The 17372-nt window shown below is 65.0% G+C and carries 13 protein-coding genes; 5 read left to right on the top strand and 8 right to left on the bottom strand.

From position 1 onward, the window contains the following. Window positions 1-26: 26 nt before the first annotated feature. Complete coding sequence (locus GGR43_RS12690) at window positions 27-2528, bottom strand: TonB-dependent receptor (protein WP_188072338.1); 2502 nt, start codon at window positions 2526-2528, stop codon at window positions 27-29. A 228-nt stretch (window positions 2529-2756) separates the two neighbouring features. Between GGR43_RS12690 and GGR43_RS12685 the strand changes: the two genes are divergently transcribed. Together GGR43_RS12685 and GGR43_RS12680 are read left to right on the top strand one after the other, a co-directional pair. After that, window positions 2757-3476, top strand: coding sequence for a TetR/AcrR family transcriptional regulator (locus tag GGR43_RS12685; protein WP_188072337.1), 720 nt, complete (start codon window positions 2757-2759; stop codon window positions 3474-3476). 71 nt (window positions 3477-3547) lie between these two features. Beyond that, window positions 3548-4705 (top strand): MFS transporter, encoded by a 1158-nt coding sequence (locus GGR43_RS12680; RefSeq protein WP_188072336.1) that lies wholly within the window; start codon window positions 3548-3550, stop codon window positions 4703-4705. A gap of 314 nt (window positions 4706-5019) precedes the next feature. Here the strand turns inward: GGR43_RS12680 and GGR43_RS12675 are convergent, their stop codons facing one another. Together GGR43_RS12675 and GGR43_RS12670 are read right to left on the bottom strand one after the other, a co-directional pair. Then, window positions 5020-6432: an aromatic ring-hydroxylating oxygenase subunit alpha gene (locus tag GGR43_RS12675; protein WP_188072335.1), complete on the bottom strand. Its 1413-nt coding sequence runs from the start codon at window positions 6430-6432 to the stop codon at window positions 5020-5022. Window positions 6433-6526: 94 nt separating this feature from the next. Beyond that, a complete protein-coding gene (locus GGR43_RS12670; RefSeq protein ID WP_425502219.1) occupies window positions 6527-7294 on the bottom strand; it encodes an SDR family NAD(P)-dependent oxidoreductase in 768 nt (255 codons plus the stop codon). Between the two features lie 200 nt (window positions 7295-7494). Between GGR43_RS12670 and GGR43_RS12665 the strand changes: the two genes are divergently transcribed. Then, window positions 7495-8673 (top strand): aromatic ring-hydroxylating oxygenase subunit alpha, encoded by a 1179-nt coding sequence (locus tag GGR43_RS12665; RefSeq protein ID WP_188072334.1) that lies wholly within the window; start codon window positions 7495-7497, stop codon window positions 8671-8673. A 245-nt stretch (window positions 8674-8918) separates the two neighbouring features. On the opposite strand, the gene GGR43_RS23885 is transcribed toward GGR43_RS12665, so the two are convergent. Beyond that, on the bottom strand, window positions 8919-9950 hold the full coding sequence (locus GGR43_RS23885) for an NADP-dependent oxidoreductase (protein WP_188072333.1): 1032 nt from the start codon (window positions 9948-9950) through the stop codon (window positions 8919-8921). Window positions 9951-10062: 112 nt separating this feature from the next. Next, complete coding sequence (locus GGR43_RS12655) at window positions 10063-10842, bottom strand: SDR family oxidoreductase (protein WP_188072332.1); 780 nt, start codon at window positions 10840-10842, stop codon at window positions 10063-10065. Between the two features lie 165 nt (window positions 10843-11007). Here GGR43_RS12655 and GGR43_RS12650 point away from each other — a divergent pair, with 165 nt between their 5' ends. Then, window positions 11008-12348 carry an aromatic ring-hydroxylating oxygenase subunit alpha gene (locus tag GGR43_RS12650; RefSeq protein WP_188072331.1) on the top strand — a complete coding sequence of 447 codons (1341 nt, stop codon included), beginning with the start codon at window positions 11008-11010 and terminating at the stop codon, window positions 12346-12348. Between the two features lie 215 nt (window positions 12349-12563). On the opposite strand, the gene GGR43_RS12645 is transcribed toward GGR43_RS12650, so the two are convergent. The 3 genes from GGR43_RS12645 to GGR43_RS12635 all read right to left on the bottom strand — a co-directional run bounded on the left by GGR43_RS12645 (window position 12564) and on the right by GGR43_RS12635 (window position 16327). After that, complete coding sequence (locus GGR43_RS12645) at window positions 12564-13343, bottom strand: SDR family NAD(P)-dependent oxidoreductase (RefSeq protein WP_188072330.1); 780 nt, start codon at window positions 13341-13343, stop codon at window positions 12564-12566. Between the two features lie 23 nt (window positions 13344-13366). After that, window positions 13367-13777 carry a nuclear transport factor 2 family protein gene (locus GGR43_RS12640; protein WP_188072329.1) on the bottom strand — a complete coding sequence of 137 codons (411 nt, stop codon included), beginning with the start codon at window positions 13775-13777 and terminating at the stop codon, window positions 13367-13369. A gap of 66 nt (window positions 13778-13843) precedes the next feature. Next, window positions 13844-16327 (bottom strand): TonB-dependent receptor, encoded by a 2484-nt coding sequence (locus tag GGR43_RS12635; protein ID WP_188072328.1) that lies wholly within the window; start codon window positions 16325-16327, stop codon window positions 13844-13846. 213 nt (window positions 16328-16540) lie between these two features. Here GGR43_RS12635 and GGR43_RS12630 point away from each other — a divergent pair, with 213 nt between their 5' ends. Beyond that, window positions 16541-17344, top strand: coding sequence for an SDR family NAD(P)-dependent oxidoreductase (locus tag GGR43_RS12630; RefSeq protein WP_188072409.1), 804 nt, complete (start codon window positions 16541-16543; stop codon window positions 17342-17344). Window positions 17345-17372 lie beyond the last annotated feature (28 nt).

The following is a 17372-nucleotide window of genomic DNA, read 5'->3' as shown; positions in this document are numbered from 1 at the left end:
GGAACCGCCCGGCCGAGGCGAGGTATTCAGTAGCGGAAGGTCGCCTGCACCTGCACGGTGCGCGGCTGCGAGGCGAAGCCGATCTGGTCGGCGATCGTGCCGCTGAGCGTGCCCGTGCCCCCGCCGGTATTGGGCGCGTCGGTCCCGCCGGTGGCGTACCAGCGGTTGGTCAGGTTCTTGCCGATGACCGCCAGCTCCCAGCGCTCGTCCTCGCTGGAGAGGCGCAGCGACGCGTCGAGGCTGACATATCGGTGCTGCCGCGTATACGGGTTGCCGAAGGCGCTGGCGAGATAGGAGGCGCTGTAGCGGCCATCGGCCGACAGGCCGAGCGTCCAGCCCGCCGATATCGGGGTTTCGTAATTGACGCCCAGCGATGCGGTCCATTCCGGCGCGTTGGCGGTCGGGCTGCCCTTCAGATTCTGCCGGTTCGCCGCCGCGTCGGTGGCGGGGTTGAACGGGCGGGCGGTGCCGTTCGCGCTGCCGTCGTCGACATAGACGAGGTTGCAGCCACGGTCGCGGGTCTGGCCGGCATAGCAGGGCGCGCCGATCGCATCGCCATAGCGCGCCCGGTTATAGTTGAGCGTGCCATGGATATCGAGGCCGTCGATCGACCGGGGCGCATATTCGAATTCCAGCTCCACGCCCCTGGTCCGCGCCGATCCGGCGTTGATCGTGGTGAAGGCGAAGGTGTCCGACCGGAAGAAATCGAGCTGAAGGTTGGAATATTTATAGCTGTAGGCGATGACGTTGAAGCGCAGCTGGCGATCGAACAGCATCGTCTTGACGCCGACCTCGAACCCCTTCGCCTTTTCGGGATCGAATTCGAAATCGGCGAGGCCCGCGCTGGGGCTGAGGATGCCCGAGTTCGAGAAGCCGCCGGATTTGTAGGCCGTCTTGTACGCGCCATAGAGGGTGATGTCGCGCACGGGCTTGAAGCTGATCGTCGCTTCGGGCGACCAGTTGTCGAAGCTCAGGTTCGAATCGATCCTCGTATTGGGCAGGAAAATGCCCTGCGCGACGCGGATCGGATGCGAATAGGGCTGAAGGAAATAGCTGTCCTTGGTTTCATGCGTATAGCGCACGCCGCCGGTAAGCTCGATCCGGTCCGACGGATTGACGATGACCTGACCGAAAGCGGCGATGGTTTCGCCCTTGGTCTGGCTGTCCTTGCTGTTGGCGAGATAGCGCTGCCAGCTTTGCGGCGCGCCGCTGTTCTCCAGCCCGCCCGAGGCGGTCCAGGCGAGATAGTCGCGTTTGGTCTTCTGATAATAGCCGCCCAGCATCGCGTTGACCGGGCCGTCATAGCTGGTCAGCGCGCGCAGCTCCTCCGAAAAGGCGTGATAGGTCGACCATTCGGTCGCGAACACGCCCGGCGCGCCTGCCCGCGACACGCTGTCGCCGTCGAACTGGAAGATGTTGCGGTTCCAGTTGTAATTGGTGACGGAGGACAGCGAGAGGGCATCGAGCTGCCAGTTCAGGTTCGCGTTGACCGCCCAGCTGCGATAGGAATTGCCGGTCTGGCCGCTGGCGTTGGCATAGGGCACCGATGCGGCGATGGCGGCGGGAAAGCGATTGGCCGAGGACCGGAAGCTGCGCCCGCAGGCAATGGCCGGATTGCCCGCCGACGCGCCGGTCGGGCAATAATAGAGCACCGAGGCGGCGGACGGGTTGTCGATTTCGTTGGTGCCGAAATTGGCCTTGACTGTCGCGGTGAAATCGCTCGTCGGCTCCCACTTCACCGTGCCGCGGACATAGAATTCCTTGCCGCGGTCGTCCCCCGCCGGGCCGGAGACATGGTTGGTCGGCGTCACCACCTGCGCGGTGGAGATGCGGTCGGACGTCGGATAGATCTGGTCGGTGCCGATCTGGTCGAAATAGCCGCGCCCCATCTTGCTCGCCCGCATCGCGAGGCGGACGCCGAGCGTGTCGCTGACCGGGGTGGACAGGATCGCCTCCCCCACCATCTGCTGCGCCTTGAACTCGTACCCGGCGCGGGCGATCACCTCCAGCCGGTCGCCGGGATCGGCGGTGGTGATGGACACCACGCCCGCCGTCGCGTTCTTGCCGAAGAACAGCGCCTGCGGTCCCTTCAATATTTCGAGCCGGCCGAGATCGAAAAAGCCCTCGTTGATCGTGCGGCCCTGGCCATAATAGGCGCCGTCGACGATCACCGCGACCGACTGCTCGAGGCCGATCGACGTGGTGTTGGAACCGATGCCGCGCAGCACCAGCGTCGCGCCCGATCCCGAAGGGGAACGCCCGATCACGAAGGACGGCGTCTGGGCGGCCACGCGCTCCAGATTGCTGAGGTCGTAGTTCAGGATTTTCTCGGCGGAGATTGCCGTCACCGCGACCGGCACGTCCTGCGTGGTTTCCGCGCGCTTGCGGGCGGTCACGACGACATCCTGAATCCCGCCCGTGTCGGCGGCCTGCTCCTGCGCGAGGACATCCCCGGCACAGGTCGCGCTCGCCAGCAGCGCGGCGGTCAGCAGCTTCAGATTCCGTCCTTTTCGGTGCACAGCACTCATATCCCCTCCCTGTTTCTTGTTCGCCGCGACTCACGCGTCCGGGATATCTCCAACAAACCCTATCCGAATGAATAACGCACCTGACTTTTTATATAGCCTATAAACTTGCGATAATATTCCCGAAAATCCGATTTTTTCCAGAAAACCGCCGATATATCTAACTCATATGAGTTATATGAAGCATAACATTATTGACTGATTAACGCATATGTTTTAACGATCATGGCCATGGATGACATGGCTTCGGCGTCGGATGGCGCGGGTGAACGGCTCGAAAATCCCGCTGCGGACAGCCCCACGGACAGCAAGGTGCAACTGATCCTCGCGGGCGAGCGCCTGTTCGCGCGGCGCGGCATGGAGGGGGCTTCGCTGCGTGAGATCGCGGTGGCCGCCGGGCACGGCAACAACAATGCGGTGCGCTATCATTTCGGCTCGAAAGAGGGGCTGGTTCAGGCGATCTTCCTTCATCGCGTCGCGCAACTGGAACCGTTGCGCCACCGGCTGATCGGCCGAGTGGACGAGCGGAAGCTGACCGGCGACGTCCGCTCGCTGATGGAGGTCATCGTGCTGCCCTATCTGACGCTGCGCGACAGCGAGGGCCGCTTCTCCTACCCGTCCTTCCTGCTGCAATATCTGCTGCATTACCGGCCCAAGGGCATGATGCATGCGGCGGACGATGCCTCGGCGGTCTCGCCCAGCCTGCACCGGACGATGGACCTGCTGCGCAGGCGGCTCTTCTATCTGGCGCCCGAAGCGGTGGAACGGCGCATCATGGTCGCGACCTCGACCTTCCTTGCGGTGCTGATCAATACCGAGAACCTGCTGCTCCAGCCGGACCGGAACGAGTTCCGCTCGATCATCGACGACACGCTCTGCCAGATGGTCGCCTCGCTCACCGCTCCGGCAAGCCGCGTGGCGGATTTCATCGACGACAGCTTTACCGGCTGAGATCGGCCCGGAACCATGATAGGCTGACGACCGCCCGGAAAAAGGGCGGGAACGGCTCAGGAGGGGGAAGCATGCGGGCGCAACGGGCGGCAGGTGCCCATAAGACGGCGCAGCGGATCGCGCTGATCCTGCTCGCCGCAAGCGCCGGGTCGATGCCGTCGCTGCAACCGCTCATCGTCGGCAGCCTGCTCGATGCAGGCCATGTCAGCCTGCACCAATTGGGCCATGTCGCCGCGATCGAGGCGCTGAGCATGGCGGCGGCGGTGCTGCTCGCCCCGTCCCTGCCGCTGCTGCGCGACTTCGGACGGACCGCTGCCATGGCGCTGCTGGTCATGATCGCCGCCAATGTCGCGACCGGCTTCAGCCATGGCGGGGCGGTCATCGCCTGCCGCGCCGTCGCGGGCCTCGGCGAGGGGCTGCTGCTGTGGATTTTCGTCGGCGCCATCACCCGCGAGCCGGACCCCGGCCGCATCTTCGCCGTCTATGTCACGGTCCTCGCCGCATGGGGTTTTCTCCTCTCCTCGCTGATCTCGCACTGGCTGGCGCCGGCGCTCGGCCCGCGCGGCCCCTATCTAGCTTTCGCCGCGATCAATATCGCGTTGCTGCCCTTCTGCCGCTTCGTCCCGGCCCCGGCCCCGCCCTTGCCCTCGCCCTCGCCGCCGGACGGCCCGCGCGGCGCGCTGCCGCCGGCCGGTCTTGTGGGCCTTGGCGGCGTCGCGCTGTTCCTGTGCGGAATCATGGCCTTCTGGTCCTATGCCGTGCCGCTGATCCGGGAAACGACGAGCACCGGCCTGGCGATGGAGACGGTCGTGCCGTTCGTGATCGGTGTGCACATCCTCGGCGGTCTGGTCGCGGCGCTGACGAGCCGGTTCCCCCCGGTGCTCGCCTGCACGCTCGGCCCGCTGGCGCTGACGCTGTGCATGGCCGCCGTCGTGCTGGTGGACTCGCTTGCCGTCCAATATCTCGCGCTGCTGCTGTTTTCCTTCCTGTGGATGTTCGTGCCGCCGTTCCAGTTGCCCCTGCTGCTGGCGATCGATCCCACCGCGCGCGCCGCCGCCTCCATCGCCGGCGGCCATCTGATCGGCCTTGCCGCAGGGCCCTTTCTCGCCTCGCTGGCGGTGACGCGGGCAAGCGCGCAGGGCGTATTGATCGTGGCGGCGGCCTGCCTCATCGCCGCCGCGTCGATGCCGCTGCTGGCGCTGGCGCTGGCCCGCCGTCGCCCTTTTTGAAGGGTGACGTAAAAACGCAGACAGATTCGAGTGGACAGCGGCTTTCGGCCAGAAGCGGACAAATCCTCCCCGGTACGGGGAGGCGGACCGCCCACAGGGCGGTGGAGGGGCACCATCCATCAAGCGTAACGTCCAGCGGCCTGTGCCCCTCCACCATGCTCCGCATGGTCCCCCTCCCCCAAGGGGGAGGAGTGGCGGTTAACCACCCAAACCCGGTTTTCAAGACCTCCGTTTGCAAGGGATATCATCGCCAAAAAGAAAGGCCGGGAACATCGCCCCGGCCCTTCCCTTATCCCGTCACCGGGCCGCTCGCCTCAGAGCTTGCCCTCGACGAATTTGGCCAGCGTGTTCTGGAACTGGCGGATCTGGATTTCCTGATAATTGGCCAGCTCCACACGGTCGTTCATCGTCGCCTTCAGGCCCGTCTGCACATAGGGCAGATTCTCCATGTCCTGCTCGAACACATCGCCCAATATGCCCAGTTCCGGCGCCTCGGTCCATTTCTGGTCCAGGCCGAGGAGCTTCATCTCCGGCGCCCTCGGCCGTTCCTGCCCCGGCGGCACGCGGGTGAGGATGCGGACTTCCATCAGGCAATGGTCGACATCGTGCCAGGGGCGCCAGCGATAGACGATATTGGGCTGGAACCCGGCCCAGGGGCTGAAGTTCGGGAACACATTGTAGAGGATCGCGTCCATCATCTCCGCATCTGAGGCGAAGCTGACGTCATGGCCGAACATCCGCGTCGTCGTTTCCCGCAGCGACGCGCCCAGCGCCGCGCGCGCGGTCATGCCCTCCGGCACCTTCACGTTGAAGCCGCCCGCGTCCTGATCCTCGTAATTGTCGGACGAACGGCCGTTATATTTGACGAACTCGTCGACGATCCACTGCTGCGGCCTGCCCTTGGGGTCGAGATGCGGCGACATGGTGCCGAACGGCGTCACCGTCATGTTCACATAGTCGCCATAGATGTTGTAGAGCGAATTGGCGTCGCCGGTGAACGGCAGCAGCTGCGGATGGGTGACGACGGTGTGCCAGCTTTCCATGAAAGCCTCCATCACCACCTTCCAGTTGGCGGGCACCACCTTGCCGACCCACAGGGCGGTCGCGCATTCCTCATGCTTCCAGCGCTGGAAATGCTCCGGCATCGGCGCGAGATAGTCTTCGAGGCTCGGCCCCTCGGCCGCCTCGCGCAGGAAGATATAGCCGCCCCAGCGCCCGACGCTGATCTCCGGCAGCTTCATCGCCTCGTCGCTGAGGTGCGAGAAGTCCCAGCGGCAGGGTATCTGCTTGAGCGTGCCGTCATTGTTCCAGGTGAAGCCGTGGAACGGGCATTGCAGCTCGCCGGTCCAGCCGTCCCCGGTCTTGAGCTTGCGCCCGCGATGCAGGCAGACATTGGCGAAGGCGCGGACGGAGCCGTCCTCCTGCCGGATGACGATGAAGGATCTGCCGACATTCTCATAGACGATATAGTCGCCCGGTTCGGGCAGTTCCTCCTCGCGCGCGGCGAATTGCCAGACGCGCGGCCACATCTTCTGCCTTTCCAGCTCGAAAAAGGCCGGGTCGGTGTAGCGGCTCGCCGGAATCGGCGCGGAGCCGAGATTTTCATATTCGTCGGTATAGAGGAACTCCGGCACCGGGTTGGTGTCGGCCAGCGCCAGATCGCGCACCGATTCGCCGGGGCAGCGCGCCAGCGGCGCTCCCTTTATGCGAGGATCGCTCTCAGCCATTCAATCTTCTCCCAATCTCCTGTGACGTCATGGGCGTCTTTCCGCAACCGGATGCGCAGCCCTGCATCTTTGTTGAACGGTTGTTCAACCTTTTTTACTGCGCAACCATTCCTCCGTCCACGGTGAATTCGGCCCCCGTAATATATTTTGCATCGTCGGAGGCGAGGAAGGCGACCATCGCGCCGATATCCTCCGGCTCGCCCATGCGGCCCATCGGCACGGCGGCGGTGATCTGGTCGAACACTTCCTTGTTGTCCGCGATCGCCACCTTCTGCATGTCGGTCCAGATCATGCCGGGGTGGACGGTGTTGACGCGGATATTCTCCTTCGCGGTTTCCAGCGCGACGCTCTTGGAAAAGAGGCGCACGCCGCCCTTGCTGGCGGCATAGGCGGCGGTGCCTTCGACGCCGACGAGGCCCGCGACCGACGACATGTTGACGATCGATCCGCCGCCGCCCTGCCGGCGCATCTGGTCGACGCCCGCCTTGGTGCCGAGGTAGACGCTGTCGAGGTTGACGCTGATCTGCCGGTCCCAGTCGGCCTTGGTCATCGCGCTCATCGGCCGCAGCACGGCGATGCCCGCATTGTTGACGAGGATGTCGAGCCGCCCATAGGCGCCGACCACCGCCTCGATGACCGCGGCCCAGCCCGCTTCGTCGGTCACGTCCTGCGCCATCGCGCTCGCCTGATGGCCCTCGCGGCGCAAGTCCTCCGCGCGGGCGGCGACGGCGTCTGCGTCCAGGTCGGTGAGGAAGAGGCTGGCCCCCTGCCGCGCCATCAGCCGCGCCGCCGCGAAGCCGAGCCCGCCCGCCGACGCCGCGCCCGTCACCAGCGCGGTCTTGCCCCGAAGGTCGATCATCATAGGCCGCAATCCTCTCCTGCTTTCGCCTTTTGCCGAATTTCGGGGAATAAGGAGGCAAAAGGCGCGCGGGTGCAACTAGCGCTAGTCAGAGTGCAGCCCCGCGCGCGATGCGGTATCTATGATAGTCGGGTGACTCGAACCCGATGGTTCGCGCGCGCAAGACGAGGCCGAAGAGGCCCGCCAAGGATTGAGAGGTCAAGATGGGCTATCAGGATACTATCGGCCGCGAGGCCGGCAAGATGCTCGAATATGTGGAAACCGGCACGACGGACAGCGCCGAAACCACGCTGGAGGTCCCCGCCACCGCCTATACCGACCCCGCCTATTTCGAGCGGGAGAAGGCGGAGATCTTCATGAAGCTGCCCCTGCTGGCCGCGCTGAGCGCCGAGATTCCCAATCCGGGCGATTACAAGGCGATGGAATTGCTGGGCAAGCCGCTGCTGATCACGCGCAAGCCGGACGGCACGGTCGCGGCGATGCTGAACGTGTGCACCCATCGCGGCATGATCCTGAAGCCGGAGGGTCATGGCAATGCCCGGCGCTTTTCCTGCCCCTATCATGCGTGGACCTTCGGCAATGACGGCAAGCTTCTGGGCGTGGCCGACCCGCAGAAATTCGGGCCGATCTGCAAGGAGGAGCGCAACCTCACCGCGCTGCCGGTGGCGGAGGCGGGCGGCATCATCTGGGTGTGCCTGACGCCGGGGCGGGAATTCGACATCCGCAAGCATCTGGGCGGCATGCTCGACGATCTCGAATTTTACGGCCTCGACAAATGGCATTATTGCGGCACCCGGCGCATCTACGGCCCCAATTGGAAGATCGCCTATGACGGCTATCTGGAGGGCTATCATTTCGCCGCCGCGCACCCGACCACCATCCATCCGCGCAGCTTCAGCAACATCATGCACTTCACCGCCTTCGGCCCGCACATGCGCGTCGGCTATCCGCAGACGCGGATCAAGGAGGCGCTGGGCGCGCTTCCCCCCGACAAATGGGGCGAGCATGAGAATGACGGCTATGATTTCGTGCGCACCATCTTCCCCAATGTCAGCATCTTCTTCGCGCCGGAAATCACGCAGGTCGCGCAGCTGATCCCCGGCGACACGCCGGACAGCAACGTCACCAACCTGATGTTCATCCGCCGCGATCCCCCGCGCGACGCCGAGGACGCCGCCGCGATCGAGGGCATGATGGACTGGCTGCGCGACGTGGTGAACGAGGAGGATTACGGCGTCGGCCTGCAAGTGCAGAAGGGGCTGGCATCGGGCGCGCTCCAATCGGTGATCTTCGGCAGGAACGAGCGCGGCAACCATTATTTCCACAATTATGTGGACTATCTGCTCCGCGCCGATCCCGATGAGGAACCGCCGGTGCTGTAAGCGGGATCGGGCCGCGCCGTGCGGAAAAGGGGAGCTGCGAGGCTCCCCTTTTTCGTGAGCGGTCAGCCATTCCTCCCCCTTGGGGGAGGGGGACCATGCGAAGCATGGTGGAGGGGTACAGGCCGCCGGACGTGACGCTCGATCAACCGGGCATTGCGCTTGACCGATGGTGCCCCTCCACCACCCTGCGGGCGGTCCCCCTCCCCGTACCGGGGAGGATCAGGCTATAATCGCAACCGGTCCGCTCAAAGCGTCGTCACGCCCTCGTTCAGCCGCACGATGGTCTTGCCGGTGGTCTTGCCCGACATCAGGTTGATGAAGGCGGACGGAGTGTTTTCTATGCCGGTCGTCACATTTTCCAGCGCGATGAGGTCGCCCGCCTTGATCCACGCCGCCAGCTGCGATTCCGCTTCCTCCAGCATGTCGAGATGCTCATAGGCGAGGAAGCCGCGCATGGTGATGCGGTGGACCAGCACCTGCCAGAGGTTGAGGATCGGCACGGGCTGGTCGTGGTTGTTATAGTTGGCCATCATGCCGCACACGACGATACGGCCGAAATCCCGCATATTGGGCAGCATGGTATCGAGGACGGTGCCGCCGACATTGTCGAAATAGACGTCCGCGCCATCCGGACAGGCCGCCTTGATCGCGGCCCCCAGATCCGCTTCCGCGCGATAGTTGACCGCCGCGTCGAGGCCGAAGGTGCCCGTCACCAGATCGGCCTTGTCCTGCCCGCCGACGATGCCGACCGTGCGGCATCCGCTCAGCCGCGCGATCTGGCCGCCGACGCTGCCGACCGCGCCCGCCGCCGCGCTCATCACCACCGTCTCGCCCGCCTTCATCTCGCCGATGCGCTTCAGGCCGACATAGGCGGTGATGCCCGACCAGCCGAGCGCGCCCATATAGGCGGTCAGCGGCACCGACGGGTCGACATGGACATTCTCGATCGCGAAATTATTCGGGTTGAGGATCGAATATTCCTCCCAGCCGACGAAGCCGCGGCCGTAATCGCCTTCCTTGAACGCCGGGTTGCGCGAGCGGACGACACGGCCCAGCACCATGGTCGGGATGAGGCCGCCGATCGGCACGGCGGGCAGATAGCTGTCGTCCCGGTCGTCCAACATGCCGCGCACGGCGGGATCGATGGCGAAGACCTGATTTTCCAGCAGCACCTCGCCCTCTTGCAGCTCCCGCACCGGGCTTTCGGCCAGGCGGAAATTTTCGGGCGCCGGCACGCCATCGGGCCGGGAAGCGAGAACGATCTGACGATTGAGCACCTGTCTCTCCCTATTTCTGGTTCCGCCCCTTATGTCATCATTGAAAAAAGAGGCGCACTGGCGGAAAAGCCAGCACGCCCCATTTTCGTCGCCATCGGGTGGACCAGAGCGCTCAGCGCGGCGCCATGCGCAGCGCGCCGTCGAGGCGCACCGACGCCCCGTTCATATAGCTGTTGCGGATGAGGAACAGCGCCGTTTCCGCATATTCCGAAGGCTTGCCCAGCCGCTTCGGGAAGGGCACCGTCGCACCGAGCGAATCCTGCACATTCTGCGGCAGGCCCAGCAGCATCGGCGTGCCCAAAATGCCGGGCAGGATGACGTTGCAGCGTATCCCCTCGCCCATCAGGTCGCGGGCGATCGGCAGGGTCATGCCCTTCACCCCGGCCTTGGAGGCGGCATAGGCGGCCTGGCCGATCTGCCCGTCCTCCGCCGCGACCGAGGCGGTGTTGATGATGACGCCGCGCTCGCCATCCTCCAGCGGATCGAGCGTCAGCATGCCCGCCGCCGATTTGGCGGTGCAGGCGAAGGTGCCGATCAGGTTGATGGTCACCGTGCGCGCGAAGGCGGCGATGCGGTGCGCGGTCGGCGCGCCCGTTTCCCGGTCGCGGCTGGCGGTCTTTTCCCCGGTGGCGATGCCGGCGCAGTTGACCAGCACCCGCTCCTGCCCATGGACCGCGCGCGCCCTGGCGAAGCCCGCGTCGAGCGATGCCTCGTCGGTGACGTCGACCGCGCAGAAGGCGCCGCCGATCGCCGCCGCCACCGCTTCCCCGCGTTCGGCGTTGAGGTCGAAGATCGCGACCTTTGCCCCTGCCGCCGCGAGCGCGCGCGCGGTCGCTTCCCCCAGTCCCGATGCGCCACCGGTGACGATGGCGGCCACGCCGCTTACATCCATTGTGCTTCCTTTCCGACAACAGCCCTATGGGGCACGCTACTGCCACAGACCTTGGGCCCCATCGTCCTCTCCCAAATGATAGTTCTCCGCCCGTGCGCCCGCGCGGTAGCATGGCGGGTAAGGATAAGGACTCGCCCCTGGGGCGACTATATGAGGAGACGCGCCATGGGGCACCCGACCCCGCATCCACTCACCATCGACGGGCGCGACCCGTCCTGCCTGCGCGGCGACCCGATCACCGGCGACCGCTACACCTCCCGCGAGTTCATGCGGAAGGAATGGGACCATATGTGGACCCGCATCTGGCATGTCGCGGGCCGCACCGCCGAGCTGGAGGAGCCGGGCGATTATGTCGTCCACGATTTCATGCACGAATCGGTCATCTGCATCCGGCAGGAGGACGGATCGATCCGCGCCTTCTACAATAACTGCCAGCATCGCGGCATGCGCCTCACTGAAAGCAGCGCCAGCACCGACGCCTTCACCTGCCCCTATCATGGCTGGAAATGGGGCAAGGACGGCGCGCTGCTGTTCGCGCAGGATGCGGAGATCGACTTTCCGCAGGGCAACCCCTGCGGCAAGCTGCGCCTGAAGGAACTGCGCTGCGACATATGGGGCGGCTTCGTCTGGTATACGATGGACGAGAACGCGCCGCCGCTGCTCGACTATCTCTCCCCGATCCCGGAACTCTATCGCAACTATCCGATGGATACGGCGGTGCGCGTGTTCTGGATGAAGATCAACCTCAACACCAACTGGAAGTTCGCGACCGACAATTTCTCGGAAAGCTATCACACCCGCACCGCCCATCCACAGGTGCCGCCGTGGATCGATCAGGATGTCGACACCGCCCGGCATGAAGTGTTCCCCAATGGCCATGGCCGCACGGTGCAGCCGATGCGCCCGTCGCTCAGCGACCGGCTGCCCGAAGGCGTGCCGCATCCGTTCGACTATATATTGCGCCAGTGGGACATCGATCCCGACGCCTATCCCGATTATGAGACCAAGGCGATGCAGGGCTGGCTCGACCTCAAGGCGGCGAAGCGGCGGCTGTGGAAGGAGCGAGGCTATGTCCATTACGAGCATATGGACGACGAGCAGATCACCGACAGCCCGCATACGGTGATCTTCCCCAATGTCACCATATCCTTCCTGCCGGACAATCTCGTCTTTTTCCGCACCGAGCCGCATGCCGACGACCCCAATAAATGCACCTTCGACCTGTGGTGCATGGCCTTTCCAGTGGAAGGACAGACGGTGGTGGAATCCATCATGGCCGGGCCGCAGCCGCTGCGCGAGGCGGAATTGCAGATACGCGATTTCGACGATGGCCGGGGCGTGCCGGAAATAGAGGGGCAGATCGTCTATCAGGACATGATGCTGGCCGAGGGCATGCAGCGCGGCATGCATTCGCGCGGCTATGCCGACGCCTATCTCTCCGCACAGGAAACGCGCGTCCGCTTCTTCCACGAGGTGCTGAACGATTATATCGAGGGGCGGCGCTGAGAGCGGCGCTGCCTTTCTTTATGGGGCGGGAAGTGAGAATGTCCTTCCCCCCGTTCGCCCTGAGCTTGTCAAAGGGCTGCTTTTCTCTTGGGGAAAGAAGAAGGACAGGGCTTCGACAGGCTCAGCCCGAACGGTTCCTTGATGCCTGAAATTGGCCGAAAACAGTGATCCGATTGTCCGGGGAGAGGCCCTGCACCAGCCTCTCCCCGAACGGTTCAAACCCCGGTCATGCCGGCGGTCGAAGCCCCGTCGATCGCATATTCCGCGCCGGAGATGAACGCCGCGTCGTCCGAGCCGAGAAAGGCGACAAGCGCCGCGATCTCGTCCACCGTGCCCATCCGGCCCATCGGCGACATCGAGCAATAGGCGGCGCGCGCGGCTTCGGGCGCGCCCGATTTCTCGATGATCGCGGTGATCATCTCCGTTTCCACCACGCCGGGCAGGATCGCGTTGCAGCGGATCGGCAGCTTTTCCGTCGCGCAATGGATCGCGATGGATTTCGCCATCGCCAGCACCGCCGCCTTGGTGACGGAATAGGCCATGTAATTGCCCATCACCTTGTGCGCGGACATCGAGGAATTGAGGATGATCGACCCGCCCGGCCCGCCGGGATTGGCGCGCATCAGCTTCACCGCCGTTTTCGCGGTCAGCATCACGCCGGTCTGGTTGACGGCGATGATCGCGTTCCAGTTCTCGACTGAGATCGATTCGACGCTGCCGTCGCCCGCCTCCGTCCCGGCATTGGCGAAGGCGATGTCGAGGCGGCCGAACTCGGCGGAGACGATCGCGGCCAGCGCGTCCCAGTCGCCCTCGTCCTGCACCCGCGCCCTGACGAAGCGCGCGCCGGTTTCCTCGCAGAGGGAGCGCGCGGCCTCCTCCTTCGACCCGGTGAACACCACCCGCGCCCCGTCCCGCGCCAGGCGGCGCACGGCCGCCCGCCCGATGCCCGACGTGCCGCCGGTGACCAGCGCTACCTTGCCCGAAAGATCAGCCATAGTCCTCAACCCTGTCCTCTATCCTAGAGCGTGCCCGTCGCCCGCGCGATCTCGACGGTATCGAAATAATAGGGCGTGATCCCGCAGAATTTGTCGCCGCGCAGGTGGAACACCTCGCACAGCGGCATGGCGAGCCGCTGGCCGTTGTGGCGCGAGGTCGCATGGATGGTCAGCAGCACGATGACGGTATTCTCGGCAATGCAGATATCGCTGGTTTCGAGCGAGGCATCGTCCCAGAAGGCGAACACCTTGGTATAGAGTTCCCGCAACGCGCCCTTGCCTTTATATTCCCCGGCATAGGGCAGGCTGTCGGCCTCAATGATGCGGAAATCGTCGGTCATCTGGGCCTCCACCTCGTCCCAGCGCCCTTCCGCCGTCAGCCGGTAGAGATTTTCGACCCTTGCCTTGATCGCGGCATAACGTTCGGCATCCATCGTGCATTTCTCCTGATGACCGGGGCGGCGGCGTGACCGGCCGCCGCTCCGAAAAGGCTGGTTATGTCAGAACTGGGTCGAGAGTTGCAGCATCACCGTGCGCGGCAGCGCGCCGAAGCCGAGCTGGTCGGCATGGACGCCCGTCGGCGTGCCGGTGCCGCTGCCGGTGCTCGGCCCATCGACCCCGCCGTTGATATATTGGCGGTTGGTCAGGTTCTTGCCGATCAGCGCGACCTGCCAGCGGTCGTCCTCGGCCCCCACGCGGATGCCCGCGTCCAGCGTCGCATAGGCGCTCTGGTGCGAATAGGGGTTGCCGAAGCCGGAGACGAGATAGGAGTCGCTGTAGCGGACATCGGCGTTCACCCCGACCTTGAGGCCGTTGCCGAGCGCGGTGTCGTAGGACACGCCGAACGCCCCGGTCCAGTCGGGCGCGACCGACAGCGGCTTGCCGCCCAGATCCTGCCGCGTATAGGCGCCGATCGCGCTGTTGAACGCCAGGTTGCACCCTTGCGCCGGGGTCTGCCCGGCATAGCAGGGCGCGAGCGGGAAGCTAGTATAGCGGGCGCGGGTATAGTTGAGCGAGCCGTGGATGTTGAGGCCCGGCACCGCATGTGGCGCGAACTCGAACTCCACCTCGACGCCCTTGGTGCGCGCATCGGCGGTCAGCGTCTGGAAGGCGAAGATCGGCGAGTTGAAGAAGTCGACCTGCAAATCCTTGTACGCATAGGAATAGACGCCGAGGTTCAGGCGCAGCTGGCGGTCGGCCAGCGTGGTCTTGATGCCGCCTTCGAAGCCGCGCGCCTTTTCCGGATCGAAGGTGAGGTCGCTCAGCGGATCGGCCGAGAGCGCCGAATCGATGCCGCCATTGGAAAAGCCGCCCGACTTGTACGCCGTCTTGTACGCGCCGTAGACGAGGATATCCTCGACCGGCTTCCACGTCAGCGACACTTCCGGCGACCAGTTGTTGAAGCTCTGCTTCGCCTCGATCCGGCGGCCTTCGACGAAAATGCCCTGGAAGGCGGCGTTGACATAGGGCTGGCTGAAGAAGCTGTCCTTGGTCTCATGGGTATAGCGCACGCCCGCCGCCAGCTCGACGGTCGGCACGACCTTCCACGTCACCTGCCCGAAACCGGCGATCGTCTCGCCATCGGTGATGGACGCCTTGGTCGAGGCGACATAGCGGTTGGCCCCCGCCGCCGGATTGTCCGGCCCGGCGACGATGCCGCCGGCCATCGGCACCGCCGCGAAGGTCACGAACTGGTCGAACTTGCGCTTGGTCTTCTGGTAGAGCACGCCCGCCATCAGGTTGATCGGGCTGTCGAACTGGGTCAGCACGCGGAATTCGTTCGAAAAGGCGTGCCAGCTGCTGTTCTCGGTCGCGAAGGTGCCGACGTCGCTCGACTGGAAATCGCAGGCGCAGGCCCAGCGGTTGTTGTTCCAGTTGTAATTGGTGACGTTGGTGACGCTGAGGTCGTCGAGATCATAGACCAGCGTGTTGGTCGCCTGCCAGGATTTGTAGCGGTTGTAGAGCGCGCCGTTCTTGCCCGCGAACGGGAAGGTCGCGGCGATGTCGGCCGGGAAGTTGTTCTGGTGCGAGGTGAAGCCGTTGCCGCAGGCGATGCTGCCGTTGAGCGAGCTGACGCCATTGGCGCACTCGTACATCACATAATTCCACGAACTGTTGTTCGTCTTGCTGTAGTCGCCGGAAACCTTCAGCGTGTTGGTGATGCCCTCGCCGCCGTCCCATTTCAGCGTCAGGCGGCCGAGCAGCTCCTTCTCGCCCGGCTGCTCGTCGGCGGCGGGCAAGGCGGTGTGCTGCGTCGCGGTCGCGAAGTCGGCGGTGGTGTAATAATTGCGCGCGGGCGAATCGTTGCGATAATAGCCGCCCCACATCTTCGACCCGCGCACCGCGAGGCGGACGCCCAGCGTGTCGGACAGCGGCAGCGAGCCGATCAGCTCCACCTGCGCCTGCTCCGACTTGAATTCATAGCTGACGCGGCCCTTATATTCCGGCGTGTCGCCCGGATCGGCGGTGGTCAGCGAGATCACGCCGGCGGTCGCGTTCTTGCCGAAGAACAGCGCCTGCGGACCTTTCAATATTTCCACCCGCGCCAGATCGAAAAAGCCCTCGTTGATGATGCGGCCCTGCCCGTAATAGACGCCGTCGACCACCACGGCGACCGACTGCTCGATGCCGATCGAGGTGGAGGAGGAGCCGATGCCGCGCATCGTCAGCTGCGCGCCCGAGCCGTTGGACGAGCGGCCGACATTGAGGTTGGGCGTGCGCGCGGCGACCTTTTCGATCGAGGTCAGATCCTGCCGCTGGATCAGCGCCTCGGACAGGGCGGTGACGGCGACCGGAATATTCTGCACGCTTTCCGCCCGCTTGCGCGCGGTCACGACGATGTCCTCCAGGCCGCCCTGCGTCACGGCCTCGGCGGCGGGCTGGGGCTGGTTGTCCTGCGCATGGGCCGGCTGCGCCAGCGCGACCGACAGGCTCGCGGCGCTCGCCGCCGCGCACAGAAGCCGTTTATCGAAGGGCCTTTTCATATCCTCACCTCATTGCCTGTTCTGTTTTCACGGGGCGCCACGATGGCCGGGGCAGACCGCTGCCCGCCCCCGATCCCGACGCAACCAAAATGCGCCTTCCGGCGAAAATCCGAACCTGTAAAAAGCAGCAGGTGATGCCGGATCGCCGCAGGCCGAATAGTCGGCGCGGAAATCGCCCCGCCACAGGGCGCGATCATCGGGATGAGGATCATTATGTCGACCAGACTGAAAGGGCGGGTTGCGCTGGTTTCCGGCGCCTTGAGGGGCATTGGCAGGGCGATAGCGGAGTGCCTCGCCGCCGACGGCGCGACGGTGATCGTCACCGATCTGGACGCGGAGGACAGCCCCGACGCGACGGCTGCCCTAGCGGAAATCACAGGGTCGGCCTATATCCGGCTCGACGCCACCGAGGAGAGCGCCTGGCAGGCCGCGCGCGACCGGGTGGAGCGCGACCATGGCCGACTCGACATCCTGGTCAACAATGTCGGCGCGGACCTGACCGGCAAGGTGCAGGATCTGGAGCTGGCGGCGTGGCGCAGGCTGATGGCGCTGAACCTCGACAGCGTGTTCCTCGGCACCAAGACCTTCCAGCCGCTGCTGGCGCGCACCGGCGCGGGCACGCCCTATGGGTCCAGCATCGTCAACATCAGCTCGATCATGGGGCTGGTCGGCATGGGCGAGGTGTCGGCCTATAATGCGTCCAAGGGGGCGGTGCGGCTGTTCACCAAGTCCAACGCGCTGGAATTCGCCGATGCGGGCGTGCCGATCCGCGTCAACAGCGTGCATCCCGGTTTCGTCGAAACCCCGCTGCTGTGGCAGGGCATGGAACGCTGGGCGCAGCGCGACGGCACGCTGACCGCGCAGCAGCTGGTCGATGCGATGGCGCAGAGCACGCCGGTCAAGCGGCTCGCCCAGCCGGTCGAGATCGGCAAGGTCGTCGCCTTCCTCGCCAGCGACGACGCCAGCTACATGACCGGCAGCGAGGTGGTTGTCGACGGCGGCTGGACGGCAAGATAGGACGGGCGGAGGTTCAGCCCATGCGGGC

Origin of the sequence: Sphingobium jiangsuense (assembly GCF_014196495.1) — a bacterium.
Lineage (GTDB): Bacteria > Pseudomonadota > Alphaproteobacteria > Sphingomonadales > Sphingomonadaceae > Sphingobium > Sphingobium jiangsuense.
Note: the sequence above shows the minus strand (reverse complement) of the source record. Positions and strands in the feature narration are given on the sequence as shown.